General features: G+C 25.8%; 13 protein-coding genes, 6 tRNA genes and 1 rRNA gene. 18 read left to right on the top strand and 2 right to left on the bottom strand.

What is annotated here, in order from left to right:
• The first annotated feature begins 95 nt into the window (after window positions 1-95).
• From rrf to B5D11_RS11250, 14 genes are all read left to right on the top strand, one after another.
• Window positions 96-212: ribosomal RNA gene (gene rrf, locus B5D11_RS11310) — 5S ribosomal RNA — on the top strand.
• A gap of 9 nt (window positions 213-221) precedes the next feature.
• Window positions 222-298 (top strand) — tRNA-Ile (locus tag B5D11_RS11305).
• 3 nt (window positions 299-301) lie between these two features.
• Window positions 302-377 (top strand) — tRNA-Ala (locus B5D11_RS11300).
• 567 nt (window positions 378-944) lie between these two features.
• The gene (locus tag B5D11_RS11295) at window positions 945-1430 is read left to right on the top strand and encodes an HD domain-containing protein (RefSeq protein ID WP_078683136.1); all 486 of its coding nucleotides are present in this window, start codon (window positions 945-947) and stop codon (window positions 1428-1430) included.
• A 78-nt stretch (window positions 1431-1508) separates the two neighbouring features.
• Window positions 1509-2024 (top strand): transcription repressor NadR, encoded by a 516-nt coding sequence (locus tag B5D11_RS11290; RefSeq protein WP_078683135.1) that lies wholly within the window; start codon window positions 1509-1511, stop codon window positions 2022-2024.
• A gap of 333 nt (window positions 2025-2357) precedes the next feature.
• A complete protein-coding gene (locus B5D11_RS11285; RefSeq protein WP_078683134.1) occupies window positions 2358-3524 on the top strand; it encodes a DUF362 domain-containing protein in 1167 nt (388 codons plus the stop codon).
• Between the two features lie 2 nt (window positions 3525-3526).
• Window positions 3527-6238 carry a UPF0182 family protein gene (locus tag B5D11_RS11280; RefSeq protein ID WP_078683133.1) on the top strand — a complete coding sequence of 904 codons (2712 nt, stop codon included), beginning with the start codon at window positions 3527-3529 and terminating at the stop codon, window positions 6236-6238.
• Window positions 6239-6375: 137 nt separating this feature from the next.
• Window positions 6376-7770, top strand: coding sequence for an NAD(P)/FAD-dependent oxidoreductase (locus tag B5D11_RS11275; protein ID WP_143327706.1), 1395 nt, complete (start codon window positions 6376-6378; stop codon window positions 7768-7770).
• Between the two features lie 3 nt (window positions 7771-7773).
• Window positions 7774-8010, top strand: coding sequence for a DUF1667 domain-containing protein (locus tag B5D11_RS12570; RefSeq protein WP_127837295.1), 237 nt, complete (start codon window positions 7774-7776; stop codon window positions 8008-8010).
• An 11-nt stretch (window positions 8011-8021) separates the two neighbouring features.
• The gene (serS, locus tag B5D11_RS11270) at window positions 8022-9296 is read left to right on the top strand and encodes a serine--tRNA ligase (RefSeq protein ID WP_078683132.1); all 1275 of its coding nucleotides are present in this window, start codon (window positions 8022-8024) and stop codon (window positions 9294-9296) included.
• Between the two features lie 266 nt (window positions 9297-9562).
• Window positions 9563-9653, top strand: a tRNA-Ser gene (locus tag B5D11_RS11265).
• Between the two features lie 14 nt (window positions 9654-9667).
• Window positions 9668-9758 (top strand) — tRNA-Ser (locus B5D11_RS11260).
• A gap of 43 nt (window positions 9759-9801) precedes the next feature.
• Window positions 9802-9878: transfer RNA gene (locus B5D11_RS11255), tRNA-Arg, on the top strand.
• 284 nt (window positions 9879-10162) lie between these two features.
• Complete coding sequence (locus B5D11_RS11250; RefSeq protein ID WP_078683131.1) at window positions 10163-10609, top strand: chemotaxis protein CheX; 447 nt, start codon at window positions 10163-10165, stop codon at window positions 10607-10609.
• Window positions 10610-10642: 33 nt separating this feature from the next.
• Here the strand turns inward: B5D11_RS11250 and B5D11_RS11245 are convergent, their stop codons facing one another.
• The gene (locus B5D11_RS11245; protein ID WP_078683130.1) at window positions 10643-11551 is read right to left on the bottom strand and encodes a phosphatidylserine decarboxylase; all 909 of its coding nucleotides are present in this window, start codon (window positions 11549-11551) and stop codon (window positions 10643-10645) included.
• Between the two features lie 253 nt (window positions 11552-11804).
• Here B5D11_RS11245 and B5D11_RS11240 point away from each other — a divergent pair, with 253 nt between their 5' ends.
• Window positions 11805-12662 (top strand): MurR/RpiR family transcriptional regulator, encoded by an 858-nt coding sequence (locus B5D11_RS11240; protein WP_078683129.1) that lies wholly within the window; start codon window positions 11805-11807, stop codon window positions 12660-12662.
• 9 nt (window positions 12663-12671) lie between these two features.
• Here B5D11_RS11240 and B5D11_RS11235 read toward each other — a convergent pair whose 3' ends face one another.
• Window positions 12672-14060 carry a pyruvate carboxylase subunit B gene (locus B5D11_RS11235; RefSeq protein ID WP_078683128.1) on the bottom strand — a complete coding sequence of 463 codons (1389 nt, stop codon included), beginning with the start codon at window positions 14058-14060 and terminating at the stop codon, window positions 12672-12674.
• 240 nt (window positions 14061-14300) lie between these two features.
• Here B5D11_RS11235 and B5D11_RS11230 point away from each other — a divergent pair.
• From B5D11_RS11230 to tadA, 3 genes are all read left to right on the top strand, one after another.
• Window positions 14301-14377, top strand: a tRNA-Arg gene (locus tag B5D11_RS11230).
• Between the two features lie 61 nt (window positions 14378-14438).
• The gene (locus B5D11_RS11225; RefSeq protein ID WP_078683127.1) at window positions 14439-15632 is read left to right on the top strand and encodes an HD-GYP domain-containing protein; all 1194 of its coding nucleotides are present in this window, start codon (window positions 14439-14441) and stop codon (window positions 15630-15632) included.
• A 48-nt stretch (window positions 15633-15680) separates the two neighbouring features.
• Entirely contained in the window at window positions 15681-16130 is a 450-nt protein-coding gene (gene tadA / locus B5D11_RS11220) for a tRNA adenosine(34) deaminase TadA (protein WP_078683126.1), read from the top strand.
• The last annotated feature ends 301 nt before the right edge of the window (window positions 16131-16431 follow it).

Here is a 16431-nt window from a genome sequence, read left to right as displayed (position 1 = left end):
AATAAAACAATAAATTCTAAACAATAAAATTTTTTTAAATTATATTGACAGCTGTATATAAAGATGATAAAATACAATCTGTCAGAAATGAATTATCTGGTGATGATGGCGAGAAGGTAACACCCGTTCCCATTCCGAACACGCAAGTTAAGCTTCTCAGCGCCGATGGTACTGCTCGGGAGACCGAGTGGAAGAGTAGGACGTTGCCAGGTTAATAACGTGGATCTTTAGCTCAGTTGGTTAGAGCAACCGGCTCATAACCGGTTGGTCCGGGGTTCGAGTCCCTGAAGGTCCACCATATGGGGGTATAGCTCAGCTGGGAGAGCACCTGCCTTGCACGCAGGGGGTCTAGGGTTCGAATCCCTATATCTCCACCAAAAGTAGTCTTTTAGACTGCTTTTTTTTTATTTATTTTATATATTATTCTAGCTCATTTTTTTACTTTTGGGATAAGAGAATAAATAATTTTATATTTTTAACCATTTATAAAAAATGTAGAAAAATTTTTATAATATTAGCACCAGTTTTACTGGTGCTAATATTATTTTTATATGTAACTGGAACTTCTGATAATACCCCCTCGGTCGGCAGCTGGAAAAAGCTAATATTATTTTTATATGTAACTGGAACACGCGGAAGTAGATTATGGGTTTTGCTGAGCTAATATTAATTTTTGTACAGCTATTAATATAAATGGTTGTATATAATGTTATACTTGATATTATGTAAAGTAGGTTGTATAATAGCTACATCAAATACAAATATATGGAAAAAATAATGTTATATTTTGAAAATATTTTAAATTTATATTATTATTTATAAAAATAGCAAAAAATAATGAAATTAAAATAAATTTAAGTTATTATAATATATGAAAAATACTATAATATTTGTTTTTAATCAGCCTATTATACTTTAATAAAAATACAAAAGGAGAACAAAATATGTTTTTGTATAGAATAAAACAGTTTTATTGGGCTGTAACTTCTAAAATAACTTCAGAAGATATTACATTTATAAATAGTTATTTAGATAAAAATGAAAAAAATATTTTTAATAAATTATCTTCATATGAACAAAAACATTCTATAAATGTAGCTAAAGATGTTATGCAAATTTATAAAGGAAATGAAAATTTAATTAAAGCAGCACTTCTTCATGATATAGGTAAGATTTATAAAAGATTAAATCCTATAGAAAAATCATTAATTGTGATTTTAAATAAAATTTCAAAAGGAAAATTAAAAAAGTTTAGTAATTTTAAAAAAATAGATATATATTATAATCATGCAGAAAAAGGATATAATCTTTTAAAATCCTATAAAAAATATGATGAAAAATTTTTATATTTAATAAAAAATCACCATAATGATAAAATAACAGGAAATAAAGAGCTTGATATATTAAAAAAGTGTGATAGCATGAATTAATATAAATTAATATTTTATATAATTTTTACAAGATTTATTTCAATATAAAAAACTATTATTAGAATAGGAGATAAAATAATGGGTTCAAAAGAGAGGAGAAAATTAATTGAAGAAATTTTAAAAAATAGACCAGAGCCTCAAAAAGGTCAAAATTTAGCCCGTGAGTTTGGAGTTACAAGGCAAGTTATAGTTAAAGATATAGCTATACTTAGAGCTTCAGGAGTTGATATAATAGCAACTCCTGAAGGGTATATGATTTCCAAAGAAAATAGACAAAAAATAAAAAGAGTTATTGCTGTAAGCCATAAACCTGAAAATATAGAAGATGAGTTAACATGTATTGTAAGTTTTGGAGGTACTATAGAAAACGTAATAATAGAACATCCATTATATGGAGAAATAAGAGGCATGCTTATGGTTAAAAACTTATATGATGTTCAAAATTTTATTGAGAAAAGCAAAAAATATAAAGCAGAGCCACTTTCTGCTTTAACAAAAGGAGTACATCTACATACTATTGAAGCTGATAATGAAGAAATAATGCAAAGGATATTAAATGCATTAAAAGAAAAGAAATATTTAATTTCAGATTAAATTCATATTAAATTCAGAAAAAATTTTTATTTTATAATTTTTAAAAATAAAGTTTGTGGAAATATACATTTTCCACTTTAATGCTTTATCGTAATTAATGAATTATATTAAATATTAAGCTAATTAGTTTAAAATAAAAATATTTTATATTATAAACATAAAATAATATTATTTATTTACTAAATTAAAAAGTAATATTAAAAGTTAAATTTTATTAAATAATAAAAAATTTAACTTTTATATCATAAGGCTTATAGTATAATAAAGTTATTATTAATATTTTTATTTATTAAATTTTATATTTATTGCAATATTAAAAGAAAGGATAAATTTATGGAAAAAGTAGCATTAATAAAATGTATAGATTATGATGTAGATTTAATTGAAAAAAAATTAAGAGAAGGTTTTGAACTTTTAGGTGGAGATAAATATTTAAAAAAACTTATACCTAGTGGAAGCAAGGTACTTTTAAAACCAAATTTTTTAAGTATAGAACAGCCTGGTTCTCCTGTAATTACCCACTATGCAGTTTTTGAAGCTGTAATTAGAATAGTAAAAGAATATTCTAATGATATAATATTTGGAGATTCTCCAGGTTTTGGAGATTCAAGAAAAGCTGCAGAAAAAAGTGGACTTATGGAAGTTGCCAATAAATATGGAGTTAAATTTGATGATTTTAGGGAAACAATACATGTAAGGCTTGATAATTCAATATTATGTAAGTCATGGGATATAGCAAGAGCTCCATATGAAGCAGATGTAGTTATAACTCTTCCAAAATTAAAAACTCATGCAATGGCTTATTTTACAGGAGCTATTAAAAATCAATTTGGATGTATTCATGGGACTCAAAAGGCAGGATGGCATACAAGAATGCCTGATGCTAATAAATTTTGCAAAATGCTTTTAGATTTAAACACATTAGTAGGTACTAGTTTTGCTATATTAGATGGTATAGTTGCAATGGAGGGGAATGGACCTAAAAATGGAAACCCTCATAAAATGGATACTATTATTATGGGTGAGAGTTTAAGTGCTGTTGATTCAGTAGCAGTTAGACTTATAGGATATGATAATCCTCTTGATACTCCAACTTTAAAAGAAGTTTATGATAATAAATGGGGAGCTGTTCTTCCAGAAGAAATAGAAGTTTTAGGGGAAACTATAGAGAGTATGAAGCCTAAAAATTTTAAGCTTGCAAGAAAAAGTACTGGTTTTCATTTTTCCAATCCTACAGTTTCTAGATTTTTGACAGGTATGCTTGCACCAACTCCTTCACTTATTGAAGATAAATGTATAGGTTGTAAGAGATGTCAGGAAGTTTGTCCTGAAAAGGGTAAAGTTATAAGTATGGTTAAAAAAGGAGATAAATTAAAGCCTGTTTGGAATATGAAAAATTGTATAAGATGTTTTTGTTGTCAGGAATTATGCCCTGTAGGTGCAATAGAAACTAAAAATACCACTTTAAGCAAAATAATAGGTATGAGTAAAAGGGGATAGGTATGAAAAAAAGGAAATTAGGGTTAAGTTTTTTATTAATAATTATAATTTTAGCTATTTTATTTTTTGATAGAATAGTAAATTTTATAATAAATATAATGTGGTTTAAAGAAGTAAATTATCTATCAATTTATTTTACTAAAATTTTAGCTGTTATAAAGCTTATGATTCCTATGTTTATAATTATATTTATAGTAATATATTTTTACTGTAAGACATTAAAAACAAATATAGATAATATGTCAGATGTTATTGATGTTATAAAAAATCCATTAAGGAAAAAGAGGTTTATTTTAGCAAATATAATAATTTCTTTAATTATATCTTACACAATATCTTCTACATATTGGTATAGAATACTACAATTTACTAATTCTACTAATTTCAATATTAAAGACCCAATTTTTCATAAAGATATATCTTTTTTTATATTTAAGCTACCATTAATACAATCTTTATATGGTGCAGCTGTAGTTGTTTTAGCATTTTTAATAATAATAACTTTAGTTTTATATTTTACTATGAATACAAGAGATAAGTTTAGTGGAAAAGATTTAAAAAACATATTCAAAAAAAATACTACAATGAAAAGCAGTATTACAAAATTTGCAGGAAAACAGCTTGCTATAGTTTCAGCACTTATGGCTCTTTTAGTTTCTTTAGGTTATATAATAAAAGGATGGAATTTATTATATGATCCAACAGGAGTAGTATATGGAGCAGGGTATACAGATGCTAATATAACTTTAATTTTTTATAGAATTATAAGTATAACAGCTATTATTGCTTCAATAGTTATATTTATAAGTGTTATAAAAGGAAAGATTAAACCTATTATTATATCTATAGTTTTTATTTTCTTATTTATTATAGGAGAAGGTATAACTTCAAGTGTTCTTCAAAGATTTTTAGTTAAATCTAATGAAATAACTCTTGAAAGACCTTATATAGAAAATAATATAAATTATACAAGAAAAGCCTTTAACATAGATAATATAAATGAAAATATTTTTGAGGTAAAAAATACATTAAAAAAAGAAGACATACAAAATAACAGTGATATTATAAATAATATAAGAATTAATTCTTATATACCATCACTTGAATTTTATAATCAAGTTCAAGTTATAAGATATTATTATGATTTTAATGATGTGGATATAGATAGATATAATATTAATGGAAAAAATAATCAAGTATTTATAGCTCCTAGAGAAATAAATCAGAAAAAATTTGAAGGTAATGCAAATACATGGCAAAATAAACATCTTATATATACTCATGGCTATGGTATTGTAATGAGTAAAGTAAATTCTGTAACTGAAGAAGGACAGCCTGATTTTCTAATTAAGGACATACCTCCTGAAAATAGTACAGATATAGATATTAAAGAACCAAGAATATATTTTGGTGAAAAAACAAACGAATATGCTATAGTAAATACAGATATAAACGAATTTGATTATCCTCAAGGTGGAAATAACGAATGGAATAAATATTCAGGTAATGCAGGAATAAAAATGAATTTGATAAACAGAATTCTTTTTGCTGTTAATGAAAGAAATATTAATTTTATATTATCTCAAGCAATAAATAGTGATAGTAAAATACTTATAAACAGAAACATTATAGATAGAGTTAAAAAGATAGCTCCATTTTTAAGCTATGATAAAGATCCATATATTGTTATAAATGATGGAAAACTTTATTGGATAATAGATGCATATACTACTTCAAATATGTATCCATATTCTCAGCCTTATAATGGTGTAAATTACATAAGAAATTCAATTAAAGTAGTTATAGATGCTTTTAATGGAGATACTAATTTTTACATTATTGATAAGAACGATCCAATAGCACTTAGTTATGCAAAGATATTTCCAAGTCTTTTTAAAGATATAAATACTTTATCAAAGGATATACAAAAACACTTTAGATATCCAGAGGATTTATTTGATATTCAATGTAATGTTCTCGGGAAATATCATATAACTGATCCAGGAGTTTTTTATAATGAAGAAGATTTATGGGAAGTTTCAACTAATCAAAAGAAAATAGAAGGAGAAAAGGAAATTAACGAAGGATATTATGTAACAATGAAACTTCCAAACAGTCAAAAAGAAGAAATGATACTTTTAGAATACTTTAATATGAGAAATAAAAATAATATGGTAGCACTTTTAGCGGCAAGAATGGACGATGAAAATTACGGTAAAATGTCACTTTATAAGTTCCCGCCGCAAAAAACAATATATAGTCCTTATTTATTTAAACAAAAGATACTTCAAGATCCTTTGATTTCCAAGGAAATATCTCTTTGGAATAAAGAAGGTTCTGAAATTGTATATGGTGATACTATAATTATACCTATAAATCAATCTCTTTTATATGTAAATCCAATTTACTTAAGAGCAACTGGTGAAAAAAGTATTCCAGAAATGAAAAGAGTAGTGATTTTCGATGGAGAAAAAATAGTAATGGCTGAAAATATAGACAAAGCACTTGAGCAAATGTTTAATTATAATAAAGTAACAGAGGATAAGAAATCTTCAAATTTAAATGAAAATATAAATTCTGAATTTAAAGAAAAAATTAAATCTGCAAAAGAATATTTTGATAAAGCAGTAGAGGCTCAAAAAAATGGGGATTGGGCTAAATACGGAGAATATATAAAAAGTTTGCAAAATATTTTAGAAGAATTAAATAAATAACAAAATATATAAAAATCAAAGTAAAAATCACATAAATTAAAATATTGATAAAAAATTTTATACCTATAAATAAAAGTAGTATTATAATATATAAGAGAAAAAAGAGAACTTCTTATAATTGGAGGCATAAATACATTATGGATTATGATGTACTTATTTTGGGTGGGGGAATAATAGGTTGTGCTGTTGCCTATGAACTTTCAAAATATAGTTTAAATATAGCTGTAATTGAAAAAGATTATGATATAGCAGATGACATAGCTTTAATAAATTCTGCTGTAGTATATGATGGAATAGAAACTAAAAACACTTTAGCAGCTAAATTAGAATTAATGGGAAATAACATGTTTGATGAAATAACATCAAAATTTAATGTACCATTTAAAAGAACAGGGGGACTTATAGTTGCAACAAATGAAAAAGAAGAACAAAAAATTATTAAAATGTATGAAAGAGCTTTAAAAAGAGGAGTAGGAGGTATAAAACTTCTAGATAGTAATACTGTATATGAAATGGAACCTAACCTTAATATAAAAGTTATAAAAGCTATTCATTCAGATAATATAGGAGTTGTATGTCCTTATGATTTGGCAATATCTTATGCAGAGATAGCCTTTGACAATGGAGTTAATTTTAAATTAGAAGAAGAAGTAATAGATATAAAGAAAATTTCAAAAGGATTTAAAGTTGAAACTAATAAAAATAAATTTACTTGTAGAATGGTTATTAATACTACACCAAGAAACAAATATAGTATTGATAATAATAATGAAGAAGTAATAAACAATGTTTTTTATTTAAAATACTTTTTACTTGAAAGGGATTTTAAGGGTATTTTTTCTAATATACTTTTTACTATAAGCGAAGAAGGAGAAAGGGCTTTTACTATTCCTTCAATGCATGGTAATACAATAGCTGCTTTAAATACTAAAGAAAATTTAAGTTATGATAAATCTATAAAAAGAGTTTCATCTCTTATAAATGGGGTTAAAGATGAAAATATAACAAGTTTTTATCAATCCTTCTTTTATAAAAATGATGTACTAATAGATGATAGTTCTGTAGATAAAGGATATATAAAAGTTTCTGCAAAACATTATGGAGAAGTGACAATGACACCTGCTATTGCTAAAATAATATGTGAAACTGTAGTAAATAATATGAAATGTAAATTAAAAAAAGATTTTAATGATAAAAGAAGAGAATTTTATAGATTTAGAGATTTATCAGATAAAGAAAAAGATGAAATAATAAAACTTGATAAAAGATTTAGTAAAATAGTATGTCTTTGTCAGATGATTACAGAAGGAGAAATAGTAGAAGCTATAAGGAGACCTTTAGGAGCAAGAACATTAGAAGGTGTAAAAAGAAGAACAGGAGTAACTCTTGGAAGCTGCCAAGGAGCATATTGCACTAATAAAATTATATCTATACTTGCAAGAGAAACAAACAAAAATATAACAGATATAGTTAAAGATTCTAAAAATTCTAAGATGATATTAAGTAGAATAAAGGAATTTGATGGAGTGTAATATATGGAAATTAACAACAAAGATTTTTTAACAACTTTAGTTAGAATAAAAGGTTCAAAATATAATGTAGCTCCTGTAAAGAGTAGCAAACCTATAGATAAAAGTTTATGGATAGAATGTTCAAAGGCTTTAAGTAGAATTTATGTTGGAGCTCCTATAAAAATTGGAGATGTTATATGCAAAAATATTTTAAATACAGGTGTAGATATTATTTGCACTAAAAATATAAATAAAGAATAGGAGAGATAACTATGCTAGATATAAAAAAAATAAGAAACAATCCTGAAGAAATAAAAAATAAAATTTTAAAAAGAGGGGAAATTTATGTTTCTTTTATAGATGAAATATTAAATCTTGATGAAAAAAGAAGAGAAATTTTAGTTCAAGCAGATAATTTAAAAAATAAAAGAAATCAAGTTTCAAAAGAAATACCAAAACTTAAAAAATCAGGAGAAGATGTTGCTCCTATAATGGCTGAAATGAAAAAAGTAGGAGAAGAAATTAAAAAATTAGATGATTGTCTAACAGAAATTGATGAAAAAATTCAAAATATATTATTAAAAATACCAAATATTCCAAATGAAACTGTACCAGAAGGAAAATCTGATGCAGATAATTTAGAAATGAGAAAATGGGGAGATATAACTAAATTTAAATTTGAACCTAAGGCACATTGGGATATAGGAACTAATCTAAACATTTTAGATTTTGATAGAGCAGGGAAAATAACTGGTTCTAGATTTACTGTATACAAAGGCCTTGGTGCAAGACTTGAAAGAGCAATAATAAACTATTTTTTAAATACTCATACAGAGATAAATGGTTATACAGAGATATTCCCACCATTTATGGTAAATAGAAAAAGTATGACAGGTACAGGGCAGCTTCCAAAATTTGAAGAAGATGCTTTTAAAGTAGCAAATACAGATTATTTTTTAATACCTACAGCAGAGGTACCTGTAACTAATCTTTATAGTGATGAAATTTTAAATGGCTTAGATCTTCCAATAAAACATGTAGCATATAGTGCTTGTTTTAGATCAGAAGCTGGTTCTGCAGGAAGAGATACAAGAGGACTTATAAGGCAGCATCAGTTTAATAAAGTTGAGCTTGTTAAGTTTACAAAACCAGAAAATTCTTATGATGAACTTGAAAAACTTACCAATGATGCTGAAAGAGTTCTTCAGGGGTTAGGACTTCCTTATAGGGTAGTTAAACTTTGCAGTGGTGATTTAGGGTTTTCATCAGCTTGCACTTATGATATAGAAGTTTGGATGCCAAGTTACAATAGATATGTTGAAATTTCAAGCTGCAGTAACTTTGAAGATTTTCAAGCTAGACGTGCAAACATAAGATATAGAGAAAATCCAAAGGATAAACCTCAGTATGTTCATACATTAAATGGTTCAGGAGTAGCAGTAGGAAGAACAGTTGCAGCAATACTTGAAAATTATCAAAATGAAGATGGTACTGTAACTGTACCAGAAGTTTTAAGACCATTTATGGGAACAGATATAATAAAATAAATAAATTTATAGGAATATTTTAATCATAATTTTAAAAAATATATATTAAAATATATACCAAATATTTTTAAAAATGTATCAAAATTTTTTATACTATTAGCACCAGTTTTACTGGTGCTTTTTTAATTATTTTTCTCCAGTTATCAATAAAAATTGTGGTATATTAGGATATTATCATAAATCAATCATAATTTTTAAAAATATATATTAAAATATATTGACACTTTAAAAAGCTTTTGTTATAATAATCATTGTCATTGTGATACGGAAAGATGGTCGAGTTGGTTTAAGGCACCGGTCTTGAAAACCGGCGTACGGGTGACCGTACCGTGGGTTCGAATCCCACTCTTTCCGCCATATTAAATATATTTGGAGATGTACTCAAGTGGCTGAAGAGGACGGTTTGCTAAACCGTTAGTAGGGGTAACTCTAGCCCGGGTTCGAATCCCGGCGTCTCCGCCATGAAAGCACCTAACAGAGTTTAGGTGTTTTTAATTTAAAATATGCGGCAGTAGCTCAGTTGGATAGAGTAGCTGGCTACGAACCAGTTGGTCGGGGGTTCGAATCCTCTCTGCCGCACCAAAATACCTTCAAGGCTATTAAAATCAATGCTTTGAAGGTATTTTTTTATAATTAAAAATATTTCTATTTTATTAGAAAAAATAATTTTGTTACATTTTAATTAATAAAAATGTTGCATAATTTATTTTATTTTTTTATAATTAATAAATAAAAATGATGAATAAAATCACAAAATGTCTAAAATTTATGGTTTTTAATAGTTTTTATATAAAAAACTTGACTATAAATACAAATAGTGTAACATTTAAAGTATAAAATGTATTTGGTAAGGAGAAGTGGTAGATGTGGATTTAAAAAGTTCCATAATTGAAGCTGTAACTGAGTTGTTTCAAATGTTTGGGTTAAATTCTTATTTTAAAGAAGAAATATATGAAAAACATCAGTTTATTGGCGAACAAGTTAATGTATTAATAGGGCTTACAGAAAATATAAAAGGAAACGTTATAATAGGATTTAAAAAATCTACAGCTTCTCAAGTAATTTCAGCAATGATGGGCGGAACAGAAATTAAAGAACTTGATTTTATGGCTAAAAGTGCTTTAGGGGAACTTGCCAATATGGCTTTAGGTTCTGCTATTATGAAACTAAATACAGAAAAAGTTATTAGTTTATCTCCACCTACTGTTGTTGTTGGAGAAGATATGTCTCTAACTGTAAGTGGAAATAATTCTACAAAACTTATTTTTAACTTAAATGATGATATATTTAACATTATAATAGCAATTGATTAACACTTTAAGAGGCTTTAGCAAAACCTATAAAATTTATGAATTATTTTGCGAAAGCTTCTTAGCTACTCCAATTTTCTCTCCCATAAATACAGAAGTTTCAAAACCTAATTTTGTTTGATATATTATATCTTCATCTATTTTAACCTTATTTTTCTCAAAAAAAAGCATTATTGTAGATCCGCCAAATTTAAAATAACCTTTTTCATCTCCTTTATTAACTCTTTTATTTGGAATGAATGTTTGAACTATAGAACCTACACAAGTTGCTCCAACTTCAACATATAAAACATCTCCAAAATTTTCTGAGTGAAATAAACTCCATTCTCTTTTATTTTCACAAAATAATTTTTTTACATTTTGAATAGCTATAGGATTTACAGAATAATAAAAGCCCTTTATTTTAAAAGTTTCACTACATATTCCGCTATCAATAAAATGGAAACGATGATAATCAGTAGGACAGAGTCTTAAAATTAAACAAGTACCTCCTTTATACATATTTGATATTGTATCATTTTTTATAAGTTCTCTAAGACTATAAGTAAATCCTTTAACTTGAACTAAATTTTCTAAATCTATATTCTCATAAGAAAATAGTTTTCCATCTGCAGGCGATATCAATATTTCTTTATTCATATTTATAGGACGAGATTTAGTATTTAATTTTCTATAAAAAAATTCATTAAAAGTTTTAAAATCTTCTTCTTTTTTTTCAAACTCTGACATATTTATATTAAATTCATTTATAAAACTTTTTATTTTTCTTTTGCTTATTTTTCTATCTAAATACCAACCATATATCTTTGAAAAACATTTTTTCTTTATAAAACTTTCTAAAAGTTTCATTCCTATTGGAGATGAATAAGTCCAATTTAAATATTTTTCTCCAGCTACTTTTTCTATTTCATATGATTTTTTTTTTCTATCATAATATTTTATCATTACATAAATCTCCTTATACAATAAAAAATTTCAATAAAAATCTAGTAACTACTATTAATCAAAAAATAAAAATACATACCTTTATCAATAAAATAAATTAAAACTTTATATTTTGTATTTTATCATTAACAATATTTTTTATCCACTTTAAAATTTACAAGTAAATTCTATATAAATAAGAATTTTTAAAAACTATGAAAGTTTTTTTCATATTGGTATAATAGAATATATAAACCAAAGGAGGAAAACAAAAATGCCTGGCAGTTTGATAAAAATAAAAGAAATATTAGATAATATAAGTCCATCTGAAAAAAAAGTAGCAAAATATATAATTGAAAATCCAGATAGCGTATCAAATCTTTCTATAGGAGAGCTTGCAAAAAGGATAGGAACAAGTGAAGCAACTATTGTAAGGTTATGTAAAGTTCTTGACTTTAAAGGTTATAAAGATTTTAGAATAAGCATTACAAAAGATATAGCCTCTATGAAAAAAGAAGATGAAGAAGAACAATATACAGATGTAAAACCTGGAGATTCTTTAGAATCTATAATACAAAATATAAGTTATAATAATAAAAAATCCATTGATAATACTTTAGAGATAATTTCTTTTGATGAAATAAATAAAGCAGTAGATGCAATTGTATCAGCAGATAGAATTGAGTTTTTTGGTATAGGGGCTTCATTTATTATTGCTTATGATGCTATGCAAAAATTTTCAAGAATAAATAAAATAGCATTAAGTTTTCCCGATCCGCATCTTCAAATAGCTTCTGCAGCTAATTTAAAAAAAGAAGATGTTGCTGTTGCTATATCTTATTCAGGGGAAACTAAAGATACATATGATTCCATAAAAATGGCTAAAGAATCAGGAGCAACTACTATAAGTATAACAAAATTTGGTCAAAATCCTATAAGTAATATTTGTGATATAAAACTATTTGTATCAGCGCCAGAAATAAGCATAAGAAGTGGTGCCATGTCTTCAAGAATTGCTCAGCTTAATGTTATAGATATTTTATTTTCTGCTGTTACAAGTAAACAATTTAATGAAGTAAAAAAATATTTACAAAATACTAGAAAATCTATAAGAGAAAAGAAAATAAAGTAAAAAGTCAGCTTATATAGGCTGACTTTTATATTCACTTCTTGTTTGCTCTATTGTAGGATTTAAATGTTTATTTTTTATAAAATCTTCTGCTATTTGAGGAAATAAAATATAAGTTAGTACATCTTCTTCACTGTTTGTTATATATTTAAGCTTTTCTTTTGTGTTTTCGAAAATTGGCTCAAGGGTATCTGCAAACCTTGTAGTTATTCTTTCTTCTCCTTGAAGAGCCTTGTTTAAAAGATCTTCATTAATTTTCCCAGGAGATTTTCCATACTCTCCTCTGCAATAAGCCTTTACTTCTTTAAGTATCATCTTATATCTTTCCCCTGTAAGAACATTTATAGTAGCTTGAGTACCAACCATCTGGCTCATAGGTGTTACAAGTGGGGGATAACCTAAATCTTCTCTTACTTTTGGAACTTCCTTTAAAACTTCTTCAAGTTTTTCTATGGAATTTTGACTTTTAAGCTGTGATATCATATTAGAAAGCATTCCTCCAGGTATTTGATAAGTTAAAGCTTCTGGTTGAGGACTTAAAACTTTAGCATCTAAAATACCAGATTTTATAAAATTTTCCCTTATAGGTTTAAAATAATTATTTATAGATTTAAGTTTAGTATTTTCAATACCTGTATTAAATCCCATATTTTTCAGCACTTCATTCATAGTTTCCGTTGGAGGCTGAGATGTGCCGCTTGAAAAAGAAGAAATAGCACAATCAATTCCATCAACTCCTGCCTCTATAGCTTTTAAATAAGACATTTCAGCTAATCCGTTTGTAGAATGTGAATGAATATATACTGGAATTTTGACAGCTTCTTTTATTCCTTTAATTAAACTATAAGCAGTATTAGGCATTATAAGTCCTGCCATATCTTTTAAACAAATAGAATCAGCTCCCATATTTTCAAGTTCTTTAGCTAAACTTATATAACTTTCTGTATTATGAATAGGGCTTATAGTATATACTATAGTTCCTTGTGCATGAGCCCCTTGTTTTTTAGTTTCATAAATAGCAGTTTCTATATTTCTAAAATCATTTAAAGCATCAAAAATTCTTATTATATCGATTCCATAATAAACTGCCATTTTAATAAATTCCCTAACTACATCATCTGGATAATGTTTATATCCAAGTAAATTTTGACCTCTTAAAAGCATTTGAAGTGGAGTTTTTTTTACTACAGATTTTATCTTTTTTAATCTTTCCCAAGGATCTTCATTTAAATATCTTATACATGCATCAAAAGTAGCTCCTCCCCAGCATTCTATAGAATAATATCCAGCATCATCTAATTCCCTAAGTATAGGAGCAAATTGATTAAAAGAAAGTCTTGTAGCAATAAGAGATTGATTAGCATCTCTAAGAACTGTTTCAGTTATATGTATGTTACTCACTAAATTCACTCTCCTAAATTTATAATAAAAAATGATATTGTTTACTTATATTAAGAATATATCAAAAATAATAATTTTAAAAGTATTATTTGTAATAAAAATAATTTTACATATAAAGTATTAAATTTATGTATATATATAATGAAATAATATTTAACATATTAAGAAAAAAATTAAGAAATTATAGAGCTATTGACTTTAAAAATAAACTATAATAAAATATTATGGTAAATAAAATATGTTTCCGTAGCTCAGAAGGATAGAGCGACCGCCTCCTAAGCGGTAGGCCGTGGGTTCGATTCCCGCCGGGAACACCAAAGTGGCAGTGGATATTTAGATATTCATCTGCCACTTTTTTTAAAAAAGGGGGTATAAAATTTGGGTGAATTTTTAGAAATAAATACTGTTTTTGGACAATTAAATAGTTTAATAAATCTTATTGAAAATATAAATAAAAATGTTCCTTTTAAACAGATTTTAGAATATATATTTAATACATTTTCTAAATATATACCTTATACTCATATAGGTGTTGCACTTATTGAGTATGATAAAAAAATGGTAAGAGCTTCTTATGGTATAAGTAGTGATAATCATAAAAATTTAGTGTCTAAAATGAAAGGAATTGAAGCATATTTAGATAATACGAGTCTTAGTAAAATTGTTAAAAATGGTGAAGAAAGAATTATAAATGATTTAGAAGAATATGTAAAAGGAAAACCACTTAAAGAATATAATAAGATACTTATTGAAGAAGGAATAAAATCTTCTATAACATTTCCTTTAAAAAGTAATAATAAAGTCATAGGAATAATATTTTTTTCAAGTAATTTAAAAAACATATATAAAAAAGAACACATAATATTTTTAAGAACATTAGCTAATAGTATTGCTTTAAGTCTTGAAAAAGATATTTTAATAAAAGATATGATTATAAGTTCAACTTTAGCTTTAGCTAAACTTACTGAAGAAAGAGATTCTGAAACAGGAGATCATATTTATAGAATAAAAAAATATTCTAAAATGATTGCTGGATTTTTATCTAAAGAAGATAAATATAAAGATATAATAGATATAGAGTATATAGACAATATTGAAAGATTTAGTCCTCTTCACGATATAGGAAAAGTTGCAATTCCTGATGAAATATTATTAAAATCAGGTAAATTAACATATGAAGAATTTGAAATAATGAAAAAACATACTATTTATGGAGCAAAAGTTTTAAAAACAGCAGATGAAATTTTAGAACGAAATGGTATGAGTATATATAAAATGGCAATAGATATAGTAGAGGGACACCATGAAAAATGGGATGGCTCTGGGTATCCTTATGGCAAAAAAGGAGAGGATATTCCTCTTAGTGCAAGAATAGTTGCTGTGGCAGATGTATTTGATGCATTAACCAGTAAAAGACCATATAAAAAACCTTTTAGCTTTGAAGATACTATAAAAATAATAAAAGAAGGTTCTGGAAATCATTTTGATCCATTTATTGTAGGTGTATTTATCAAAAATATTAATGCTATAAAATTAAAATATCAAAATTTTAAAAACAATAATATTTTGTAAAATTTAATTATTAAAATATATAAAGTATTCAAGTTGAAAGGAATAAAAATGCAAGAATTGTTTATAAAAGAAGCTATAAAAGAAGCCTATAAAGCATTAAAATTAAACGAAGTTCCTGTAGGTGCGATTATAGTAAAAGATAATAAAATTATTTCCCGGGCATTTAATCTTAAAGAAAAATTAAAAGATCCTACAGCTCATGCTGAAATTTTAGCTATAAAAAAAGCTTGTAAAGTTCTAAATAATTGGAGACTTTCAGGCTGCAGTTTATATGTTACATTGGAACCATGTCCTATGTGTGCTTCGGCTATAGCTCAAGCTAGAATAAGTAATTTATATATAGGAACATTTGATCCAACTGCAGGTGCATGTGGTTCTGTAATAAATATTATAGAAAACCCATATTTAAATTACAAAGTTAATGTTAATTGGATTTACAGCAGTGAATGTAGCAGAATATTAACAGAATTTTTTAAAACAAAAAGAAAAGATATATAATAAATAATAGCTAAAACTTATGAGAATATGTTAATGAAGAATCAATTAAAAATTATAATAATTGAAAAACATTATAATATATATTAAAATGTTTTTATAACGAATTTTATACAAATTAAAAAATATAGAAAATAACCAAATTTATATATAAACATTAAAAGCAGTATATTGATTTAGTGAGGTGTTTTAAGTGGAAAATGAAATATTAGAAATTTTAAAAGGAATGCAAAAAAATATATCATTAATACAAGAAGATATGTCAGATCTAAAAGAAGACATGTCAGGCTTAAAGAATGAAGTA

The sequence above is a fragment of the Clostridium sp. USBA 49 genome, from assembly GCF_900167505.1.
Taxonomy (GTDB): Bacteria; Bacillota; Clostridia; order Clostridiales; family Clostridiaceae; genus Clostridium_AT; species Clostridium_AT prolinivorans.
Note: the sequence above shows the minus strand (reverse complement) of the source record. Positions and strands in the feature narration are given on the sequence as shown.

Coding starts and splice junctions, on each gene's coding strand:
- tadA (WP_078683126.1), top strand. CDS start 15,681: ATGCAAGAATTGTTTATAAAAGAAGCTATAAAAGAAGCCTATAAAGCA.
- serS (WP_078683132.1), top strand. CDS start 8,022: ATGCTAGATATAAAAAAAATAAGAAACAATCCTGAAGAAATAAAAAAT.
- B5D11_RS11295 (WP_078683136.1), top strand. CDS start 945: ATGTTTTTGTATAGAATAAAACAGTTTTATTGGGCTGTAACTTCTAAA.
- B5D11_RS11275 (WP_143327706.1), top strand. CDS start 6,376: ATGGATTATGATGTACTTATTTTGGGTGGGGGAATAATAGGTTGTGCT.
- B5D11_RS12570 (WP_127837295.1), top strand. CDS start 7,774: ATGGAAATTAACAACAAAGATTTTTTAACAACTTTAGTTAGAATAAAA.
- B5D11_RS11240 (WP_078683129.1), top strand. CDS start 11,805: ATGCCTGGCAGTTTGATAAAAATAAAAGAAATATTAGATAATATAAGT.
- B5D11_RS11280 (WP_078683133.1), top strand. CDS start 3,527: ATGAAAAAAAGGAAATTAGGGTTAAGTTTTTTATTAATAATTATAATT.
- B5D11_RS11245 (WP_078683130.1), bottom strand. CDS start 11,551: ATGATAAAATATTATGATAGAAAAAAAAAATCATATGAAATAGAAAAA.
- B5D11_RS11290 (WP_078683135.1), top strand. CDS start 1,509: ATGGGTTCAAAAGAGAGGAGAAAATTAATTGAAGAAATTTTAAAAAAT.
- B5D11_RS11285 (WP_078683134.1), top strand. CDS start 2,358: ATGGAAAAAGTAGCATTAATAAAATGTATAGATTATGATGTAGATTTA.